Source organism: Bradyrhizobium sp. USDA 4502, from assembly GCF_054063355.1.
In genome coordinates this window covers 45940-66137 of sequence record NZ_JBSSGF010000001.1, presented here as the reverse complement: position 1 = coordinate 66137, position 20198 = coordinate 45940, and the positions used below count along the sequence as shown (strand labels likewise).

Annotated in this window: 15 protein-coding genes; 3 read left to right on the top strand and 12 right to left on the bottom strand. The window is 57.1% G+C overall.

The genetic code is table 11. From position 1 onward, the window contains the following. Window positions 1–23: 23 nt before the first annotated feature. The 5 genes from pyk to ACVW1B_RS00225 form a co-directional block, all read right to left on the bottom strand. A complete protein-coding gene (gene pyk / locus ACVW1B_RS00245; protein WP_253603897.1) occupies window positions 24–1436 on the bottom strand; it encodes a pyruvate kinase in 1413 nt (470 codons plus the stop codon). Window positions 1437–1550: 114 nt separating this feature from the next. Continuing rightward, window positions 1551–2027 carry an Lrp/AsnC family transcriptional regulator gene (locus ACVW1B_RS00240; RefSeq protein WP_253609781.1) on the bottom strand — a complete coding sequence of 159 codons (477 nt, stop codon included), beginning with the start codon at window positions 2025–2027 and terminating at the stop codon, window positions 1551–1553. A gap of 334 nt (window positions 2028–2361) precedes the next feature. Then, window positions 2362–4140 (bottom strand): FAD-dependent oxidoreductase, encoded by a 1779-nt coding sequence (locus ACVW1B_RS00235; protein ID WP_253603899.1) that lies wholly within the window; start codon window positions 4138–4140, stop codon window positions 2362–2364. A 30-nt stretch (window positions 4141–4170) separates the two neighbouring features. Then, a complete protein-coding gene (locus ACVW1B_RS00230) occupies window positions 4171–5001 on the bottom strand; it encodes a phosphoenolpyruvate hydrolase family protein (RefSeq protein WP_253603900.1) in 831 nt (276 codons plus the stop codon). Continuing rightward, complete coding sequence (locus ACVW1B_RS00225) at window positions 4988–6241, bottom strand: Tm-1-like ATP-binding domain-containing protein (protein ID WP_309144989.1); 1254 nt, start codon at window positions 6239–6241, stop codon at window positions 4988–4990. Before ACVW1B_RS00225 ends, ACVW1B_RS00230 begins: the two co-directional genes overlap by 14 nt. Window positions 6242–6462: 221 nt before the next feature. Between ACVW1B_RS00225 and ACVW1B_RS00220 the strand changes: the two genes are divergently transcribed. Next, window positions 6463–6963: a hypothetical protein gene (locus ACVW1B_RS00220; RefSeq protein ID WP_245313784.1), complete on the top strand. Its 501-nt coding sequence runs from the start codon at window positions 6463–6465 to the stop codon at window positions 6961–6963. A gap of 213 nt (window positions 6964–7176) precedes the next feature. Continuing rightward, window positions 7177–7494 carry a hypothetical protein gene (locus ACVW1B_RS00215; protein ID WP_141713303.1) on the top strand — a complete coding sequence of 106 codons (318 nt, stop codon included), beginning with the start codon at window positions 7177–7179 and terminating at the stop codon, window positions 7492–7494. A gap of 471 nt (window positions 7495–7965) precedes the next feature. Here ACVW1B_RS00215 and ACVW1B_RS00210 read toward each other — a convergent pair whose 3' ends face one another. The 6 genes from ACVW1B_RS00210 to ACVW1B_RS00185 form a co-directional block, all read right to left on the bottom strand. After that, entirely contained in the window at window positions 7966–8943 is a 978-nt protein-coding gene (locus ACVW1B_RS00210; RefSeq protein WP_456821163.1) for an ABC transporter permease, read from the bottom strand. A gap of 46 nt (window positions 8944–8989) precedes the next feature. Next, window positions 8990–10531 (bottom strand): sugar ABC transporter ATP-binding protein, encoded by a 1542-nt coding sequence (locus tag ACVW1B_RS00205; protein WP_081334925.1) that lies wholly within the window; start codon window positions 10529–10531, stop codon window positions 8990–8992. Beyond that, on the bottom strand, window positions 10528–11490 hold the full coding sequence (locus ACVW1B_RS00200; RefSeq protein ID WP_253587986.1) for an ABC transporter permease: 963 nt from the start codon (window positions 11488–11490) through the stop codon (window positions 10528–10530). The genes ACVW1B_RS00205 and ACVW1B_RS00200 overlap by 4 nt, the downstream gene beginning before the upstream one ends. Before the next feature lie 66 nt (window positions 11491–11556). Further along, a complete protein-coding gene (locus ACVW1B_RS00195) occupies window positions 11557–12732 on the bottom strand; it encodes a sugar ABC transporter substrate-binding protein (protein ID WP_253603903.1) in 1176 nt (391 codons plus the stop codon). 206 nt (window positions 12733–12938) lie between these two features. Next, the gene (locus tag ACVW1B_RS00190; protein WP_069276334.1) at window positions 12939–14453 is read right to left on the bottom strand and encodes an amidase; all 1515 of its coding nucleotides are present in this window, start codon (window positions 14451–14453) and stop codon (window positions 12939–12941) included. A 384-nt stretch (window positions 14454–14837) separates the two neighbouring features. Continuing rightward, on the bottom strand, window positions 14838–15215 hold the full coding sequence (locus ACVW1B_RS00185) for a nuclear transport factor 2 family protein (protein ID WP_069276333.1): 378 nt from the start codon (window positions 15213–15215) through the stop codon (window positions 14838–14840). Between the two features lie 1332 nt (window positions 15216–16547). Here ACVW1B_RS00185 and nodU point away from each other — a divergent pair. Beyond that, window positions 16548–18257, top strand: coding sequence for a nodulation protein NodU (nodU, locus tag ACVW1B_RS00180; RefSeq protein WP_253603905.1), 1710 nt, complete (start codon window positions 16548–16550; stop codon window positions 18255–18257). Window positions 18258–18412: 155 nt separating this feature from the next. Here nodU and ACVW1B_RS00175 read toward each other — a convergent pair whose 3' ends face one another. After that, window positions 18413–20167, bottom strand: coding sequence for a phosphoenolpyruvate hydrolase family protein (locus ACVW1B_RS00175; RefSeq protein WP_309144990.1), 1755 nt, complete (start codon window positions 20165–20167; stop codon window positions 18413–18415). Window positions 20168–20198: the final 31 nt, after the last annotated feature.

Sequence of the window (20198 nt, the reverse complement as noted above, 5' to 3'; positions counted from 1 at the left end):
CCAGAGCCATTCAAGGACTAGTCTTAACATACGACAACGCGAAGATTGTTTGTCGCGCCTCTAAGTCCAAACGGCACTCCAGAGACGACCACAGCCAACTCGCCCAGCCGAATATAGCCTTCGCGCTGCGCGGTCGCCGAGGCGATCCGCGTCATCTCCTCATAGCCAGAAGGATCGCTGGACACGGCACTGTGCACCCCCCACAACAGGCTCATGCGCCGCGCCACTCTTTCATCCGGAGTAAGGGCAAGGATCGGCACCGGCGGCCGGCTGCGCGAGATCCGCGCGGCCGTCGTCCCGCCCGCCGTGAAGCCGATGATGACCTTGGCGCCAATTGTAGCGGCAAGATCTGCTCCTGCGGCCGCGACGGCATGCGAAGGGGTGCTCTCCACGTCGGCTCGAGACGCCTCGATCAGCGACCGATAGAGATGATGCCGCTCCGTGCTTTTGATGATGCGATCCATCATGGCCACCGATTCAATCGGGTAGGCCCCGCTTGCCGATTCAGCAGACAGCATCACAGCATCGGCTCCATCATAGATCGCGGTCGCGACATCTGAGGTTTCGGCCCGCGTCGGCGTCGGCCCAGCCACCATGGAATCCAACATTTGCGTTGCGACGATGACGAATTTTCCGGCACGCCGACAGGCGCGTAGGAGCTCCTTTTGCCGGCCTGGCACCTCCTCGGGCGGGATTTCGACGCCAAGATCACCACGCGCGACCATAATGCCGTCTGACAAGCTGATGATGTCGTCGATGCGATCGAGCGCCATCGGCGTCTCGATTTTGGCAATCAAACCTGCGGCCTCGCCAATCAGGGCGCGTGCCTCGATCAGGTCGGACGGCTTCTGAACAAAGGACAAGGCCACCCAGTCGACCCCAAGACCAATGCCGAACGCGAGGTCGGCGCGATCTTTCCTGCTGAGCGGAGATAGGTCGAGCATCGCCCCCGGTACGTTGACCCCCTTGTGGTCCGAGATCCGGCCTCCAACCGCCACTTGCGCAACGATTTCTGCGTCTCCTGGCTCGGTGATCCGCAAGCGCACCCGGCCATCATCAATGAGAAGCTCTTGTCCGGGATGCGCGGCTGCAAAAATCTCCGGATGAGGCAAGGGTATCGATTGCTTTGCTCCTTTGGCTCCATCGACCACAAAGCGGACCGTTTCACCAGCACGCAAAACCAGCCCGCCGTCTTCGAGGGAGCCGATGCGAAGCTTTGGGCCTTGTAGATCCTGCAGGACGCCTATCGGCCGGCCGAACTCTCGCTCGAGTTCACGGATACACATATAGACCTTGGCATGGTCTTCATGGCTTCCGTGACTAAAGTTTAGCCGAAAGACATCTGCACCGGAAAGATAGAGAGCACGTATCTTCTCAGGCTCGGCACTTGCCGGACCGACGGTTGCCACGATCTTGGCGTGACGCGAGCGATGCAACGTATCCCCCATCTGAAAGAATGAGATCGATCTAGCGATAAAGTCAAAAACCGACGCTTGCGGACTGCGTTCGACGGCAGTTGAGCACCCCAATGCCCTCCCCTCGTCAGTCGCTCAACACCATGCGATGGACGCTATCGGCAAGGTGAATCCTGCTTTGAATCGATCCATGACAACCATAGTCTCAATGCGCTTTATGTCTGGACTTTCTTCGGTAAGGCGCCGGGCAAACTGCTCGTAATCTTCCATGTCGTTCATGGTAACTAGCAAGACGACGTCGGCCAGACCAGTAACGTAAAATGCGCTCATCACTTCAGGCATCTTGCGAATTTGCCGCTTGAGGCGATCAACGGTGTCGGCACGCGCGCGCTCTAAGGAAATGAGGACCACTGCCGTCACATTCCGCCCAATTGCCTTTGGAGAAATGATGGAAACGTCGGCCTCTATGATACCCTTGGATCGAAGGCGCTTCAGCCGACGTTGCACTCCGGATGCGGATAGGCCGACCTTTGCTCCAAGTTGTTCGCTACGGAGGCGATTGTCTCGTTGGACGAGATCAAGAAGACGAAAATCGATCTTGTCGAGTTGTATCACTGTCTCGCGGCCAGCTGATGGCGATCGCGCCGGGGAAACGGACGCCTGCGCGGGTTGTCCTGACATTTTCGATTCGTCACCGCGCAGCCAAGCTGTTGAACGATCGATTTCCGCTGTCATATGCCTTGGAACACCCATTGGGACCCCAGCTCTTTGCGATACATCGAACACAGTTGGCGCGGCGATCTTCCGTCCGCCGGGCTCACCACGCTCGAACCCGGCCGCCAGGACCCACGTCCGCCGAGAGCTGCTGATGAGAAGGCCGTCGTTCTATCGATGCGCGCCCGGGCCCGAATACATATTCCCCGCGACGCACGAATGTGGTTGACGATCAAGCTCCCGAAGCGACGGCTTTTTGCTCCTGATCTGCGGAAAGCATTATTGCGTTGATGGCGCGATATGCGAATACGATGGCGGGACCGATTGTTATGCCTGCCCCGGGATACACTCCGCGCATCGGCGAAGTCATGTCGTTGCCGCACGCGTAAAGCCCCTGGATTGTATTGCCTTGTGCATCCAGGACGTTTCCGTAACTGTCGGTCGCCAATCCGGTCGCCGTGCCAAGCGTTGCCGGAACGATTGGCAACGCGACGAATGGCCCGTCTTTGATTGGTCCTAGATTTGGATTTTTTCCCACGGCCGGATCGCCGAGGGTGCGATTGAAAGCCGATTCCCCACGCATAAAGATCGGATCCCGCCCTTGGGCAGCGTGCGCGTTGTGTTCCTCGATCGTCTTTTGAAGCACAGCGGAATCTAGTCCCAGCTGCTTTGCGAGCTCCGAAATCGTTTCACCTGTCTTGATGTAGCCAAGCCGGACATATTTGCCGATGCTCAACGTCCAGGGCCATGGCAGCAGGTGTCCCATGCCCCTCAATCGCACGAAATGGTGGTCGCAGATGAAGTAAAATCGCTTATCTGCTGGATATCCGTTCTCAAACATTGCCAGGCAAATATCGTGGTACGAATTCGATTCGTTGACAAAACGTCTTCCATTTGGACCGACGGCAATGACCCCAGGACGGCCGCGGTCGAGCCAGCCGTATGGGACGACCCGCGCCCCTCTACCGCGCTTCAGAATTGAGACTGGGGTCCAGAAGCCGGCGGATGCAACATCTTTGTCGATGGCGGCCCCGAGCGCGGTTGCAAGCCCAATGCCGTCACCGTTAACATCGGTATGGGCCAAGGTAAGATCATGCTGGTGTGCACCACTGAGGTGCGTCCTCAACTGCGCGTTCCGGGCAAAGCCGCCAGTTGCGAGAACAACCCCACGCGAGGCACGCACGTGGACATCGAGGTTGATCCGCTTGACGACGGCACCGGTGACGCGCCCGCCTTCCTTGATGAGTTCGAGCGCTGGAGAAGATGGCCAAATCTCCACGCCGTACTCACGCAGGCTCACCAGCAGCCGCGCGATCAAGGCATTCCCTCCGCTGAGCTCAGTACCACGCCTGAAGCTGAGCCGATCCCGCGCATAGCGGCTCAGGCGAGTTAGGACGTGTTTGAGCGACGCAACAGATTGGAGCGGGTTGAGAAAGCTTCTCACCTCACTTGATGAGATCATCATGCCCCCGAGCACAACCCGAATGGGGTCGCCCAGCAAATCGAAATCCTTGCCTAGAAGCCGCCCATCATAAGCGGCCGGGCTCAGTGCCCGCCCCCTATCAGCGCCGCCACGTTGGCTCGAGTGATAATCAGGCGTAGAGGCCAGGGTAAATTTGACGCTCGTGCCGTTCTCGAGGGCGGTTAGCGCCGCTGGGCCGTCTTCAAGATAAGCATCAATGAATTGCGCGCGATAATGAACGCCAAGTTCGTGCTGCAGATATGTCTTCGCATTGGCGATGGTGTCAGCGATGTTAGCCGCGCGCGCTTGAGCAGAACAAGGAACCCAGATCATGCCATTCGACAGGGCCGTCGTTCCACCAAGACGTGGAGATTTCTCGCACACAATGACGCGCAGCCCGGCCTTTGCCGCATAGAGCGCCGCCGACAATCCAGCCGCGCCGCTGCCGATCACGAGGACATCTGTTTCCCAGTCCTGATCCGGCCTCGTTCCTCCTTTGGAGGTGAACGCGATCGTGTCAGGTTTAGCTCGGTCATTTGATGTGGTCATGCGGCCTCGCTGCACGTATTGCAGTGAACGTCAGTGGGTTTGCCGAAGCGGGACAGCTTTGAATTCCGCCGCCGCTGTTTTCACTGCCCGCTCAATTGGAATTCTTTCGATTGAGGATGCGCCAACAAAGCCGACACACTCGGTCGTTCGATAGACCTCGATCGTATCTTCAGGCTCCGCAATTGCCCCGCCATGACAAAGCGATAGAACGTCCGACCGGACGCTTCGCGCCGCCGCGTTGATCTCATTGATGCGCCCGATCGCCTCCTTTATGGATTGCCCGTCCTCGTGACCAACCAGGCCGCCGCGCGTTGCGCCGACATGTGGGACGATGCAGTCTGCCCCCGCACTTGCCATGGCTTTGGCGTCTTGAGCGCTTGCGACATAGGCGAGCGAAAAGATATTCTTCTTGCGCGCGAGAGCGATCAGTTCGACCTCACGTTCAAAGCCGAGGCCGATGCGGCCGCGGCGGCCACGCCAGTTGTCACCCATGGTGGAGATCGTTGGGTAGTTAATGACGCCGGAGAACCCAGCAGCCCAAAACTTGTCCAAAAGAGCATCGAGGTCGAGCCGGAGAGGATCCCAAGCCTCGATGCCGCCAACCACCGGCACGCTAGACACCACATTACGAATTTCCGCCGCAAGCTCGAGCGTGCGTGCGTTGGAATCACCAATCCGGCTCGTGGGCAGCCCCATCAGACGCGACAGGCCGGTCGAGTAGACCACCAGCATGTCGGCACCTCCAAGAACGGCACATTTGGCGACCAGGCCGCAGCTACTACCTGCCGCGAGAATTGCTTTTCGCTCCGCCACCTGTCCTTCGATCCTGGAAAGAATTTCGATTCGCTCAAACATCCGCATGGGATGAACCTCCTTGCGTGAGTTGTTCCAGGATCCATGCCGCGGCAACCTCGGCGAACTCGCCATCGTTAATGTGACAGTTCAGGTCGCGGACCCTGACGTGCGCGGGGAGATGTTCCTTGACCGCATCCAGCCAAGCCTTGTCAGCGACGGGATCGTAGAAGATGCCGCCTGGGCGGTCGTAATCGGACACCCCTTTCGCCGGCCAAAGGACAATTGCGGGTCCTTTTGCTTGCGATAGGCGTTCTGCCGTGAACCGGCCAATGCTCGCGTTCTCAGATGCAGTTGTGCGCATGAGCGTCGTGTAAGGCGTGTGGGCGTAGAACTGGCGAGCGCGAAACTGATCAGGAACGCTCGATGGCAGTCCAAAATTGACCATATCGACCGCACCGGGCGCGATCACTTGCGGAATGTTTTGCCGCGACGCTGCCTTGAGCCGATCCGGACCGGCGCTTGCGGTGCCTCCAACGATTTCGTCTGCGAGCTCCGTTGTGGTCAAATCAATGACGGCGTCGAATTCGCCAGCAGCGATCAGCTGCTCCATCTTACGGCCGCCCGCCCCGTTCGCTGGAAAGACGATGGCGTCTACGCCGGCATCGGCAAGGCGCGCTGCGCACTGGTTGGCCGCTGGCGTTGTCACGCCGAACGCAGTGATCGCAACGATCTTCTTGTCTCGTCCAAGCTTGACGGGAGCATAGCGCGTGGCCGCAATGGCCCGCCCCGCATTCTCGAGCACCCTTGTGGTAAAGGCGTTGATGCCGAAGAGATCGACCAGCGTCGGATAGAGGATGATGTCGCTGTGAGTGGCCAATTCGGCGAGTAACGCAGGCCTTGCGCTGCTCACCAGAAGTTTCGGAAAGCCATAAGGCAGCTCAGACACAACCTCGCCGAAAACCGCGCTCCCCCTGCCCCCCGCAACCCCGACAATCGCGCTGATCGTTCCTGAGCCCAGGAGGTCACCAACCCTAACGCGTGTCCTTTCAGCAATCCGCTTCAAGAGTTCGGTCGGAGCCTTCGCATCGGCTTGTTTGTCGCCGTCATCCCTCTTCGTGCCGACGTCGATCAGGATGGTCGTGCGGCCACACGCCTCGATAATGTCGGCGAGATAAGATGCCTCGCGGCCCTTGGTATCCAGCGTGGCCACGATCGCGACCGCGTCCGTAGTCGCGGATCCAGTCGCCAGTTCGGACAGGCTACCATCCCGGGCCGACCTCTGGCCGTCCGTACAATGATGAGACACGATCTTCCTCCCAGAACCATTCCTAACAACTGGTGGTCTAGACCCGGCTATACCCGGGTATAAGATCGGCGTGGCCTCCAAATGGGTAAGATTGGGTAGAAGCGGTGAGAGCGAGAGTTCCCGGCAAACTTGCCACCCGCATGTCGGACATAGCTAAAGGCGCACAATTGCAAGTCTACGCGCCCTCTTTGCGCAGCCTTCCGGAAGGCTCCCTGCTAGTCATGGCGACCCTGCCAATCCTCGACTGGAACGACTGCCTTATGCGAGACTTGCGTACCCTCGACAAGGCAACGTCCGCTCCTCATGTCTATGCAGCGATCCTCATGATCGATCCCTTCGCATGCTGGGAGGATATTGCCGAATCGTTGAAGGATGCCGGCATCACCGGTGTCGCCAATTTCCCGCCGGCATCTATGATCGAGCGGTCGGCGGCGGGCGTGCCTATTGATGCCGGACAGGAGCTCGAACTTCGGCGGATGGAATGGTTCACAAGCCTTGGTTTCAAGGCGTTGTTTGCGATCGCGAGCGATTCCGAAATTACCGCGGCGGAGACGCGACTTGGCTCCCATCTGGACGGACTCATCCATCTACCAGCAGAGGCTCTTACCCGGACGATGAGCGAACAGATGGAGCTGGTAAGCCTTGGCCAACATGGATCGTCACTACCAATGTTCGCGCTCTTGGATGGCACGGGTTCGACGCGGCCAACTGGAGCAAAGTGATGAGCGGGACTGCTCTCCAAGATCTGCAGCTTCCTGATGAGAGGTTTTTCTTGAAAAACCCACCACAACACTGGCCGCCTTTTCGTGAAAAAGCCTGGTTCGTCTGACCTTGATAAACCATTCTCACGCTGGCGCATTTGTCACATCGTTTCCGGTGCCGCCCTGTCCAAATGATCTCGTTCGCAGCCGTCACTTCTTTTCGTTGAAATGCGATTGCGCAACGGCCAGGTGTTTCAGGCACGACCATCGTTACGCTGTCCCGTCGATCTGCTTGGCTGCAATCAGCTCACTCTGTCGACTGCAATGATGAAGGTTAAAAAAACCGCTGCCGGGCTTTCTCCGGCAGCGGCTCAAGTCTCGGGAGAAAGCAGACGAGCCGGTCTGCCAGCGGACCCAAGAGATCAGAACGGAATTCTGGCCGCCGGTCGCAATTATTCAGATGATGTCGGATTGGTCACGGCGTACGAGTTCAGCATCTGGGTAGCATTGGGTAAACCGACCGCATCAGGCGCAACAGTCTTCCAAGTCTGACGCGACAGTTACCTACCTACGGCTCTAGAAACCCGATGTTTGCGGAATGTCGCGGGCACGGTTCACTTAACAGATACTCGCCGGCACTATCGGCGCGCGCGGCTGTCAGAGCGACCGACACTCGTCATCACTTTGCGCAACCGCATAGCTCGCTTCCGAAGCCAGGCCCGGACCCGCCTCGCGGCAGTGCACGTGTACGCGGGCTGCCTCTCACCGACCGGACTTTTCTGATGACGGGCCAGTAACAAGTTGGATTGGCATATCGACTGATACATCCAGAAACGGAGCTCTCGCGTCGCCATTTGCTTCTAACGGCATCAGCAGCCTGACTGCCGATGTCGACCGACCGCACCATTCCGTCAAGCGCTCGAGTGATCCGGCCGCCGATCCTTTTTTCGGCATAATGTCCGTTTCGATGGCGCGAGCCAGACGGAGGCAATTGCCGGTCCGTATCGCGACTACAACGCGCCGCTACTTAATGGAGGCTAGCCTGGATCGATCGAGAGTTATTGTAACGGATAGAACTACGATGAGCCCCGTCACCATGATTTGCAGGTATGTATGCACGCCTGCGATATTGAGGCCATTTTGCAGGACGGCGATCACCAGAACACCGGTCAGCGTTCGATGCACTCCACTCCATCCCCCCGAGCCTCCAGATAGCGCAGTACCGCCCATCACGACCGCGGCGATCGCCTGGAGCAGCAGATCGTCTCCCATGCGCGACGTTCCCGTTGATGTCCGCGCAACAAGGAGCAGACCCGCAACTCCGCAAAGCGTTCCGCAGACAACAAAAGCGACGGCTTTGGTGCGAAGGACGTCGATCCCCGAAAGTCGAGCAGTCAGGCCACCACCGCCGATCGCAAAAAGGGCTCTTCCGAAGTGGCTTCTCGCACCGACAACGGACGCGACCACAAAAATGAGAAGTGCTAAAACTCCAGAATTCGGAATACGGCCGATCATAGAACCGGAAGCAATCCACGTCAGGTTGGGGCTTTGAAAGAACACATTGCCACCACCGCTGATCCACGTGGACACGCCGCCAAGAACCGTCATCGTGCTTAGTGTGGCAACGAAAGAGGGCAGCCGTAGTCGAAGGACGAGCGCAGCATTGACGAGGCCGCACAGAGCTCCAATGCATGCGGCAGCGACGGCTATTCCAGCTGCACCTATATTAAAGTCACGGATCAGAACCGCAGACGAAATTGCCACAAGCGTCACGATGGCTCCAACCGAAAGGTCGAGCGCTCCCATGAGAATTACAAATGTGATGCCCGTCGAGACGATCAGCAGGATCGAGGATTGCCGCATGAGATTGAAAAGATTTATCCAACTCAGAAAGCGCGGATTGATCAAAGCGAACACCGCGACCATCGCCATCAGCAGCAACAATGGCCCTACCGCATTTATGATGGGACGGTGACGGTTGTAAAACTGGGCAATCTGCACCTTTGCTTCTACACCTGATCTCGATCTCGACCCAGTCGTCTGCGGCTCATACCATGTGTTGGACAAGTTCCTGCTCCGTTGGCTTGTTATCGGCAGGCGCATTGCACAAGAACTGAATTTCTCCCTCTCGCATCACGAGGATGCGGTTTGACATTCCAATAAGCTCAGGCAAATCGTCTGCGACGAGAAGAATAGCTACGCCTTCCTCAGCCAAGTCCCTCAGGACGCCGTAGATCTCTTGTTTAGCGCCGACATCGACGCCGCGCGTGGGATTGTCGAGGACCAGCACCTGAACCTTTCGAGCCAGCCATTTAGCTATCACCACCTTCTGTTGATTCCCCCCGGAAAGGAACTGACAAAGCTGTGCTGGCCCTTTGCATCTAACGCGCAAGCGATTGATGTACTTTTCGGCGAGAAGCCGTTCTCGGGAGCGTGAAATGAAACCAGATAGGCGTGAGACAAGCGGAAGCGAGGCCAAAGACATATTTGCTTGAACCGACATGTAAGGCACGATGCCTTCGGTCTTGCGTTCTTTGGGGACAAAACCCATGCCGCGCGCCATCGCCGCTTTTCCACGTCCGCGAAGCGGCAACGCTTCGCCGCCCACTTCGATGGTGCCGTTTGGGGGAAAGGGTTCAAATCCGACGACGGCTTTGGCTACAGCCTCCTTGCCGCATCCGACAAGGCCGCCAATTCCAAGGATCTCACCTTTGCGAACCTCAAAGCTGACATTCTGGACGTTGTGGCCGCTTAGACCTTTGACTGAGACCGCGATGGGTGCCCCCTCGAGTTTCAGCTGGCGCTTCTCCATGAAGTATTCGTCGTCTCGCGTTCGGCCCACCATTGCTCGATGAAGGCTTTGTTCGGAGATCTGTTCTCCTGCGAACTCGCCAACGTTCCGCCCGTCCTTGAACACGTAGATGCGGTCGCAAAGCTCTACGTATTCCGCGAGACGGTGAGTAATAAGTATAAATGAAGCGCGACGACGGTACCGTCGAATCGACTCAAAGAGAATTTTGATCTGTCGCTCGCCGATTGCCGCTGTCGGTTCGTCGAGTAGGATGATTGGATGATCAATATGGAAATGTTCGGCCAAAACGAACGCCTTGGCAATCTCGATCATCTGCCGATCGTGAAACGCGTAGTCGCCTGTGCGACGGCGCGGATCGATGCAGTCAAGACCGAGGTCTTTGAGATGTCTTTCGCTTACGGCGATCATCGCTCGTCTGTCGACGATCCCTATCCGATTGGCGAAGTTGGCTTCTAAAGACAGAAATATATTCTCGTAGACAGCCAGGCTTGGAATAAGGGCCTGCTCCTGAAAGACCATCGAAATACCGGCCTCGACGGCCTCAGTATAGCTTGTCGGCTTGAAGCTCTTGCCGAAACGTCTCATACTTCCCGCGTTCGGTGTATGGATGCCGGCAATCATTTTGAGGGTCGTTGATTTGCCCGCTCCGTTTTCACCGGCAATTCCAACTATTTCGTTCGAAAACACATCGAGATCGATCCCTTCAACGACGCAAATGCCATTGAAGCGCTTCGACCCGTTGCGCATCGTGTAGATGGGCGTCGGCACGCCGCTCATTTCACATCCTCCGCGCTCGCACGATTGGTGTTCAGGAGAACAGCGAACAGAATGACGGTCCCTTGAATGATTGTTTGTAGATAGGGAGGCACGGCAAGAATGTTCATGCCGTCTGAAAGGATCGTTATGAAAAGAACCCCGATTATCGTCAGGCGCACGTTGCCAAACCCGCCCGTTATCGCTGTTCCGCCAACGACCACTGCGGTGATCGTGTCGAGAGTCATATAACTGCCCATTGTGACTGTTGCGGACCCCAGACGAGCGGCCAGCAAGACACCGGCAACTCCTGCAAGAAGGCCGGACAATGCAAACGCCTGGATTTTGATCGTATTGACCTTAACTCCGATGAGCGCGGCTACTTGCTCGTCGCTTCCGATTGCGAGCGTCATCCGTCCGAAACGCGTGCGATCAACTACGAGAATGGCAACACCGTAGATCACCGCCGAAACCAGTACCGCATTGGGGACCAGATTGGCCAGTGCGCCCTGGGCCATATCGATTAGGGCCGCGTGCGATACCGATAAGGACCGGCCATCTGAGATGAAAAGCACCGCTCCTGAAATCGTTGTTGCTGTTCCAAGCGTCACCAGAATTGAGGGAATTCTGAGATAGACGTAAACCAGCCCATTGATCGCGCCAAACACCAAGCCGACCAAACACGCGATGGGAACCGACCATAAACCCAGGTCTGGTGCGAGCCGAGCGACCAGCATGCCGCAAAAGCTGGCAACCGCTCCGATCGATAAGTCGATAGAGCCCATCAGGATCACGAAGGTCGCCCCGATGGATGCGATCAAGAGGACGGAACTCGATAGTTCGATTGCCCTGATATTTGCGATGGTAAAGAACGATGGAGCCGCCAAACCAAAAGATATAATCGCGATTGTAACGACGACGACTGTTATGGCGCGCCGCCATAGCTCACCATCTCTACGCCCAACCAGCGACGCTTCTAGCATTTTTGCGATCCGTCAGCGTGAGGTAAACACGATGCCCCTCTCCACGGAGAGGGGCATCCGGAGCGATCACTCGGGAATTCGCTGCTTATAGTGGCCGTTATACTCGGCCTTGAGCTGATCCACGCAACCGGAATCAACGGCGTCTTGATAAGCCTTCGGAAATTTGTATCCGGCCGGCGTGCGCGCTCCCCAGTACGTCTTCACGTCGATCGGCCACACATAGTTTTGAGCATCCCAGTCGCTGGGATGAAGAACCCGCGACATTTTCTTCCAATCAAACGGAAGCTTCTCGCCGGCGAGAAACGCTTGATACTTGTCCACATTCTGAGCGCTGATCAGCGTGGCTCCCGTGTACATCATGCGTTCACACGGGCTGGGCTTAAATCCCTTTGCGACATCGTATGCCCGCACGAGGGCAAAACCGGCTTGCCACTGTGGCGTAAAGCCCATTGTCGCAAGAATGCGGCCTTCCTTCACTAGCTTGAGGGTTTCTCGATTGCCATCGAGGCCGACGATCGGAATGCGCATACCAGCATCTTCGACGGCTTGCATCGCGCCCAGTGCAATCGAGTCATTTTGCCCGAAGACAGCATCAATCTTGGAGTGAGCCACCAACAAGTCTTCCATGACCTTGCGAGAGTCAACCTGATTCCATTTTCCTGGTTGGCGCGCGACGAGCTTGACGTTGGGATATTCGGCCAGCGCTTTATCGAAACCCGCGGTTCTGGCAATATCTGCATCTACCCCAGGAAAACCGGTAATGTGCGCGACGTTGCCTTTTCCGCCGATCTTGTCAAAAAGCAGTTTGGCAATTCTATAGCTATTTTCGACATCATCCGGCGAGAAGAAGGTTGCAAAAGCATAGTTGTCGGCCCCCGCATCCAAAGGATGGAAGCCGGGCAACGACTCCCAAACAGCAACATGCACCGCACCGACCTTCTTCGCCATCTCAACGATGGGCTTTATGTTCGCCGCAACGAGGTTCTCGCCGAACGTGATCCTGACACCCGCACCGAACTGGGCCTCATAGATTTCGATCTGCTTTGCGGCATCGCCTTTGCCCGAAAGGATGCGATAATTTAGACCTAGGGATTTTGCGGCTTGTTCGGCACCTTGCGACCAGTTGTTGAAATATTCGTTTTCTAATGTGGAAACTTCAGACAGGACATCCTCAGCGCTCGCACCACCCGCAATGCCCAGGAATGCGGCGGTAGCAAAAAGGTAAGTCGACAGTCTTCGCATTGATTGACCCTCCTCGCACTTGTTTGTTGTAGATGATTTGTCTTTCGTTCACGTTGGTCGGCAGGCGCGCACGTCTTCACAATGGAATAATTCGGAACAAACGACGTGTTTGCCTGTGTGTCAGAACAGTCATCCCGGCTTGCGAAGAGTTTCATAACCCAACGCGGACGCCGCGGTGGTCCGTTGCTGCGGGCATCATGCTCTAGTCACATCTTCTTCCAGTCTCCGATCCGCTCGAACGCATGCGCCGCCCTATAGATGGTTGCTTCCTCGAAGTGGCGACCGACGAGCATCAGGCCCACCGGCAGGCCATCCACGATTCCGCATGGCAGCGACATAGCCGGATGGTGCGTGATGTTGAACGGAGCCGTGTTGGTGAACATCTCGGTCGCACGAGTGATATAATCCTCTCGGCTGACGTCATGTGGAGGGAGTTGCGTCGCCTTCATCGGCGTCGTCGGTAGAAGAAGCAGATCGTAGTCCTTAAGGGCCCTGTCGTAAGCTGCACTTAAGCGGCGAGACACGTTGACGGCCTTGCCGTAGAATCGCGGCCCGTACGTGTTGTTTACGTAGGTGCCGAGCAACAAGAACAACTTGGCCTGCTCGGACAGGGAGTTCGCCTTCTGGCGCCACCCTCGATGAAAATCCATGAGCGACAGTGAAAAGAGGTCGGATCGGCTGGTACCAAAGCCGTCACCGAACATCATGGTTTGTGTGGCGCCCTCGGTACCGATCGGCGTCCAGATTGCGGCTCCTTGGAGGTGCATCGGTACCGAGACCGTTTCAACGGAGGCCCCAAGATCCTTGAACCGTTTGGCCGCTTCACGAACCGCTCCATTGACGCCAGCTTCCGCCCCGGGCTGTTCGAAGCCCTCCTTCAGAACGCCGATCTTCAATCCGCTGACGCTTTGACCAAGCGCTTTCGTGTACTCTTCGACTTTCGGTGCTTTGATGCGCGGATCGTAACCATCGTCTCCGGCGATTACCTCCAAGAGCAACGCATTGTCTGCGACCGTTGCGGTCATCGGGCCCGTGTGGTCGAGCGTCAGCTCGTTAGGCATGATGCCGGTATAGGGGACAAGACCCCAAGTAGGCTTCATCCCGTAGATACCGCAAAACGAGGACGGCATGCGTATTGAGCCGCCCTGGTCGCCGCCGATCGCCATATCGACTTCGCCAAGCGCCACAACAACAGCCGAGCCCGAAGACGAGCCGCCGGCAGAGTAGCCCATTCTATGAGGATTGTGCACCGGTCCGAGCGCACCGGTATGGCTACCACCGGATGTGCAAAAGCATTCGCAATGCACTTTACCTGCAATTTCGGCACCCGCATCAAGCATGCGGGTGACAATGGTTGCGTCGATATCTGGTACGAACCCTTCGAGCGTCGCCGAACCGTTCATCATTGGAACCCCGGCCAACATGACGTTATCTTTTAGAGCGACGGTCTTGCCCTTGAGTTTTCCGCTCGGCGCTCCTTCGATTCTCGCCTTGCGGTACCACGCGTTGTGCAGATTTTCCTCGGCTTTGGGTTGATAGCCCGGGATGCGTGCATATTTCACCGGAGGCAACTCGTCCGGAACGGCTTCGATGTATCTGTAAGCTTCGAGGGATCGGTTGATCAGGCCGCGGAAGGAGACGATGTCCTGGTCGGTAAGTGAAAGGCCGCATTGTGAGGCGACATCACGCAACTGGGCGGGTGTGGGCGGGACAACTGACACTGGGCGCTCCTGTACTATCCGACGGCAGACCCACTCTGCGATGGGTTCAATTCGGCAAGGCTACTCGACTGCAGGTTGGTCGAACCTGAAGCGGATCGTTCACAGTGGGTAAATTTGGGTAATTCCGCCAAGTAAGAGGCCGCCGAGAGCAGAAATTTTCGCACTCACGCCATCTGCAGCGCTTCTTTTCGGGCACGCCGCATGCTGAAAACTAATAATTGCATGTGGCGACCGCTCGGCGGAAGCAGCTAGTGCCCCCTTGCCGGCGTGCACGCACCAATCAAAAAGAAGAGCCATAGGCGGCAAGTAGCCCGCTGTCGGCCCGCATATGGGATGAAGAGCTGACGAGCTTGCTTATCCGCGCGTATTAGCTTGGTTCAGCCTTCAGGCTGGAGTAGCGGATGAGTGGTGATGAACGATTTTCCACTCGCCGTCCTGGCGGCGTAGTACGAAAGTGAATCGAGCCGGCGTGGTTACCTGGTGACCTTTCCACAGCTGTGAAAAGACATAACTTCCCACCACCAAGGAAACGTTGTGCGCCAACACCACGGAATGCCATACGTCCATTTTCACGGTAGCGCTGCCGTGAAAGTAAGTGCCTATCTCCTTGGCGCCGATATAGAGCTTAGCGCTCGATGTACCGTGAAGCATCGCGTCATCTGTGTATAGCGCAACCAGACGATCCGGTGCGTGCGTGTTGAAAGTTCGTTCCCAGAGCCCTAGGAACTCACGGATGTCCGGCAACAAGGCTTCGTTGTTCACTACAAATCTCGAGACTGGCTGATAAGTTGATGGAGCTGGGAATGCACCTTCCGCTACGCCGCTATTATCGGCAAGACCGGCTGCTTGCGATAAAGCGGCTAAGTCTCACTTTTCTTTGTCCATGCTGAGGACAAGGAGCCGGTTTGGCGGGAGTAAGTAAAGGCTGACGGTATCGCGTACGTTGTCCACCAACAATGGATCGGCAGCTTGAATACGCGACTGCAGCCAAACAGCTGGTTTATTCTGGGTGCGATTGTCTCGGCCGAAACTATCGAAATGCCGAAGGGCAATACATCCCTCGGGCGCTTTGTGGGCTCCAGGCGCAGAAAGGCCCACTTCGTCTAACTCGACTGAGTGTCGAAGCAGGGTCGTCAGCGCAACGACGGGGCCCAATCGCAAGGTATTCGCGCCCGTTGAACCTACGCGCCGCGCTGCCCGCAACACCTCAATGCATCCCCGAGCGGCCGTGGTTTCTTACGGTAATTGCCTGCTCTCCAGCGTCTGTCAACCAATCCACGCAAAAGCTGGTGCCCTGAATGTCGCGCCCGGTCGAAGAAGTGCGGATGGCCGCAGAGGCAGCCAAACAGCCGACGTCTAGTCCGCGCGTCTCCACCGCTGGCGCAATGATCTAATGCAGATGGCGCAGAGAGATCGCGCAGCCATCTCATTCTGCCGGAAAGCGGCTTTGGCGTTGCGCAAGCCTCATCGAAAGCAATCGAGAGGGAGCATCTGCAACGCACTGTCGGGATCAGGTCATTCCGTTCTGTTCGCGACAGCCGCCCGATGAGAATAGGCGCAGAAAAGCAGCACTGGCGATTGGCACGCTCTTTGAAACTAAGAAGTCGTCCCGTCCTATGACGAGCCATGCGAGAACAGACAATGTTGCAAAGACGCAACCGACCTGGCAAAGCAAGTCAAATTGGAGCTGACAAGAAGAATGAAGTGGGCCGCGCTCCTGCTACAGCTTACACTTTCCTCTGCAAGACTCCCTCCTTCACGACGGTCGAGATTGGATTGAAGCATTGAGATTCTTTCTCGATCCCGATGCACTGCTCGGTCGTGAATGCGAGGCTCGGCCCGGAAACCGCGACGGCTTTCCTTCGCATTGGCGCAAATCATGCACTGCGCTACGCGGGGCATCTAATGATCGGATCTCCGGTTGGAGCACGCCGCCGATACCGACACCGTCACGTGCTGGATGACGTGCTGATCGAGATCGAGCGTGAGCGGCGTGTGAATGATTCGATCCGCGGCGACTGCTTGCCCGCATGCCCTCGCGGTCCGATTTGATCTTCGAATAATCGAATTTCCCGCATTAAACACGGAGGCATTATGCGCATCTGCGGTATCAAGCTGACGCATGACGGAGCGATAGCCCTTATTGAGGACGGCCGGCTTATCTTTTGTATCGAGCAGGAGAAGCGGAGCAACAATCGGCGGTATCAAACGATCGAGAATCTCGATGCAATCGTGCGGGCTTTGGCGGAACACGGTCTCGACCCGCGGGAGGTTGATCAGTTCGTCATCGACGGCTGGGTTGGGACGGTGGCCTCCAAGTTCCGGATCCTCAGTGGTAGCGTTCCTATTACTCTCAAAGGGGCATCGTATATTGAACGCCATGCAGAGGGCCTTCTGACCTCGCAGGACGGTTTTGGCCTCAGGCTCCGCGGCAGGGATTTCCCTTATAGAAGCTATCCGCACGTCACGAGCCACCTCGCCGCCGCGTACTGCACCAGCCCCTTTGCCAAAGCTGGACAGGGAGCTTTCTGCCTCTTGTGGGATGGCGGCACCTTTCCACGTCTCTATCATGTAGGACGACAGGGGGCACGGTTCATCGAGTGCCTGTTCCCAGTGATTGGGCACGTCTATGCCGCCGCGGGCCTTCACTTTGGGCCGTATAAGCAGGCGAACCGCGCCAACTGGGACCTAGGCGACCCCGGCAAGATGGACCCTGGCGGTGCCGGCAAGCTCAACTTGGGTCTTGCAGGCAAGCTGATGGCTTATATCGCCCTCGGGTCTGTTGAAGAAGCCATCGTCGCGGTCTTTCAGGAGCTCTATCAACAGCGCTTTGCGGCTGACACGAAGCTTGCCACTTATCGTACCGACATCAAAAGTATGGAATCTAAGCTTGCGGCTGTGCATGGTTTCTTCGATGCTAGCGAGCGCCGGTTGGAGGCCAAGGCACCCGAAGATGTGCTCGCATCGTTTCATTGCTTCCTCGAGCGTCTGCTTGTGCGCGAAATGGCAATTGCTTTGCAGCGGCACTCGTGTTTTGCGACACGCAATTTGTGCATAGCCGGCGGCTGCGGGCTCAATATCAAGTGGAACAGTGCGCTACGTGCGGCAGGCCTGTTCGACGCTGTCTGGGTGCCCCCCTTTCCAAACGACAGTGGCTCTGCAATCGGAACCGCTTGCTCTGCAATGGCGGACAAAGGATTCGGGCCGCTGGAGTGGTCGGTCTACAGTGGTCCGGCACTGCATGGTAGCGATGTGCCGCCCGAATGGGACGCCGTGCCCTGTGGCATGCATGAACTCGCAACTATCCTCGCCAGCAACAAGCCCGTTGTTTTTCTTACCGGCCGCGCCGAACTTGGACCTCGGGCATTGGGTAGCAGAAGTATTCTGGCAGCCGCCACATCGCCGCGAATGAAGGATTATCTCAACGACATCAAACATCGAGAACACTTCCGGCCAGTGGCGCCGATATGCCTGGAAGATCGTGCGCCGGAGATTTTCACTCCCGGGACGCCGGACCCTTATATGCTTTTCGATCACCAGACGCGAGCAGAATGGCGGGACAAAATTCCCGCGGTTATACATCTCGACGGATCTGCAAGATTGCAGACGATTAGCAGGACCTCTCAGCACAAAATTGCCGAGCTTCTCGTCGAATACGAATCGCTCACAGGCATTCCGCTGCTTTGCAATACGAGCGCCAACCAACACGGACGTGGGTTCTTCCCGCATGTCGCAGCGGCCTGTGAATGGGGGCGCGTGGAACACGTGTGGTGCGATGGCATGCTGTGGACGAAAGCTCCGTAGCGAGCAATTGGCGACCGACGGCGCGTTTCACACCAAATTCACTGAGCAAATGGAGCTGGTAAGCCGTGGCCAGCACGGATCGTCAAACCAATGTTGACGCTTTTGGATGCGGCCGCTTCGAGCGGCTCGCTTGAGCAACGTGAACACTGGGATTGCTACTCTAAGATCCGCAGCTTTTTGATTTTGTTGTATAGAGTTTTTCTTGAAAGCCCCAGAGAACTAGCTGTTTTTCCGCGATGAAGTCTGTTTCGTTTCAAGCCTTCTATGATCCATTCCCGCTCGGAGAATGCATTTTTCGGCTTAGCTGGTGCCGACGCGTTCAACAGCGGCCTGAGGACGCCCGCGCTGATATGCGCATCTGGGAGCGTCACGAGTTGGTTCACGATCTGACGCAATTCCCTTAAATTGCCGGGCCAATTATGGCCAGCGAGCGCCAAAAATGCAGAATTTTCGATTGCCAGCGTTTGGGCATTCGAATCGCCCTTCGCCTCGACTGTGAAATGTTGAACCAGCTGAGGGAGGTCCTCCAGTCGGTCTGGCAAGGCAGGTAGCTTGATGTCGAGCCCCGAAAACAACCCGAGCAGCCGGGGACATAGCACCGTTTGAAGGCCCGCCCCGCGGGCGACCGTCGCAGTTGCGATAATTCGAGCACTGGAGCGCACAATCGATGCGCCGTTCAAGGGCGAGAAACTACCAGTCTCGAGGTAATCGGCAAGCCGTTCCTGCCCGTCACGCGAAAGCTGATCGAGATGCAGCAGCAACACGGTCGTATCGCTTGCACTTTCCAGCAGCGACAGTTGGCGTCTCCTGCTCTGATCGCGCTCGGCCCCAAAAAGCGCGCCGACCGTATCGATGGGCGAACCGGGTCGGCATTGAAACAGCGTTGCCCTCGCGTGCTTGCGGTCGCTGAAGGCATGGACGAGGCTCGCTATCCTCCGCTTGCCCGAGCCGGCCTCGCCCCAAACGAGCACAGGATTGGGATGGGACGCCAGGCGCTTTGTATTCTCTAGAACGCGTTTCATGATTGAGGACTGTGCGATGACGCCGTGCCTGAAGCCGCTCAACTGGAGTTGGCGCTCAAGAAGATCGACCTTCTCCCGCAATAAGTGAAGAGTCTTGAAGCCGGAGGTGACCTCAAGGACAGACATCTCCAGCGGGACGCGATCGAGGGAGGAGCCACCGATGAAGCCCTTGACACCTGTTTCGCCACAGATATCCAAGAGTTCGTCAGGCTTCGTTATCGGGCCGCCGCCGAGGAGGCAGATCACGTTTCGGTCGACGGATTGAGCCACACGCGCGACTGCGCTCGTGCGCGCGGCAAGCTCCGACAAGCTGATCGATGGGTCAGATGCGCTTTCAACCCCACGATTGAGATTGAAGTTGATGCAGATGGCCTGGATACCAGCCTCTACCATGCGCCTTGCTTCGGATTGAGTTCGAGTATAGGCGATCGTCATCAGGCCACGTTTTGCCGCCTTCACCAGCAGCTCAATTTCGCGAGCGTAACCTAGGCCGGATTTCTCAAGCAACGACCTCCTGTAGTCATCAATGTGGATGACCGAAGGGAAGTTAGTAACCCCCGAAAAACCCCATCTACTGATCCGGTCGAGCCAGCGATCGATATCGAGCTGCGGATCAAAGGTACAAGCGCCGAAGAATACTGGCAATTTCGTGCTGGGCAGGATCTCGGTCCGACCGAAGCCGGCGACGAATTCATTGCTATTGCGGATTGGAAGGATTGAGGCGGGTGAAGAGCCGCCCATCGCGCGAAATCGGCCGGCATTGAGCGCAAGCACGAAATCTGCCCCTGCTCGCTCGGCCGCTCTCGCAGCCATGCCCGATCCGATCCCCGCCCCCAGCACAAACGAACGGGAATTCCGGAAGAACTGCCTGATACCGCCTCCCTTCACCTCGACCGCCCGTGGCTATAGACCGCGTTCG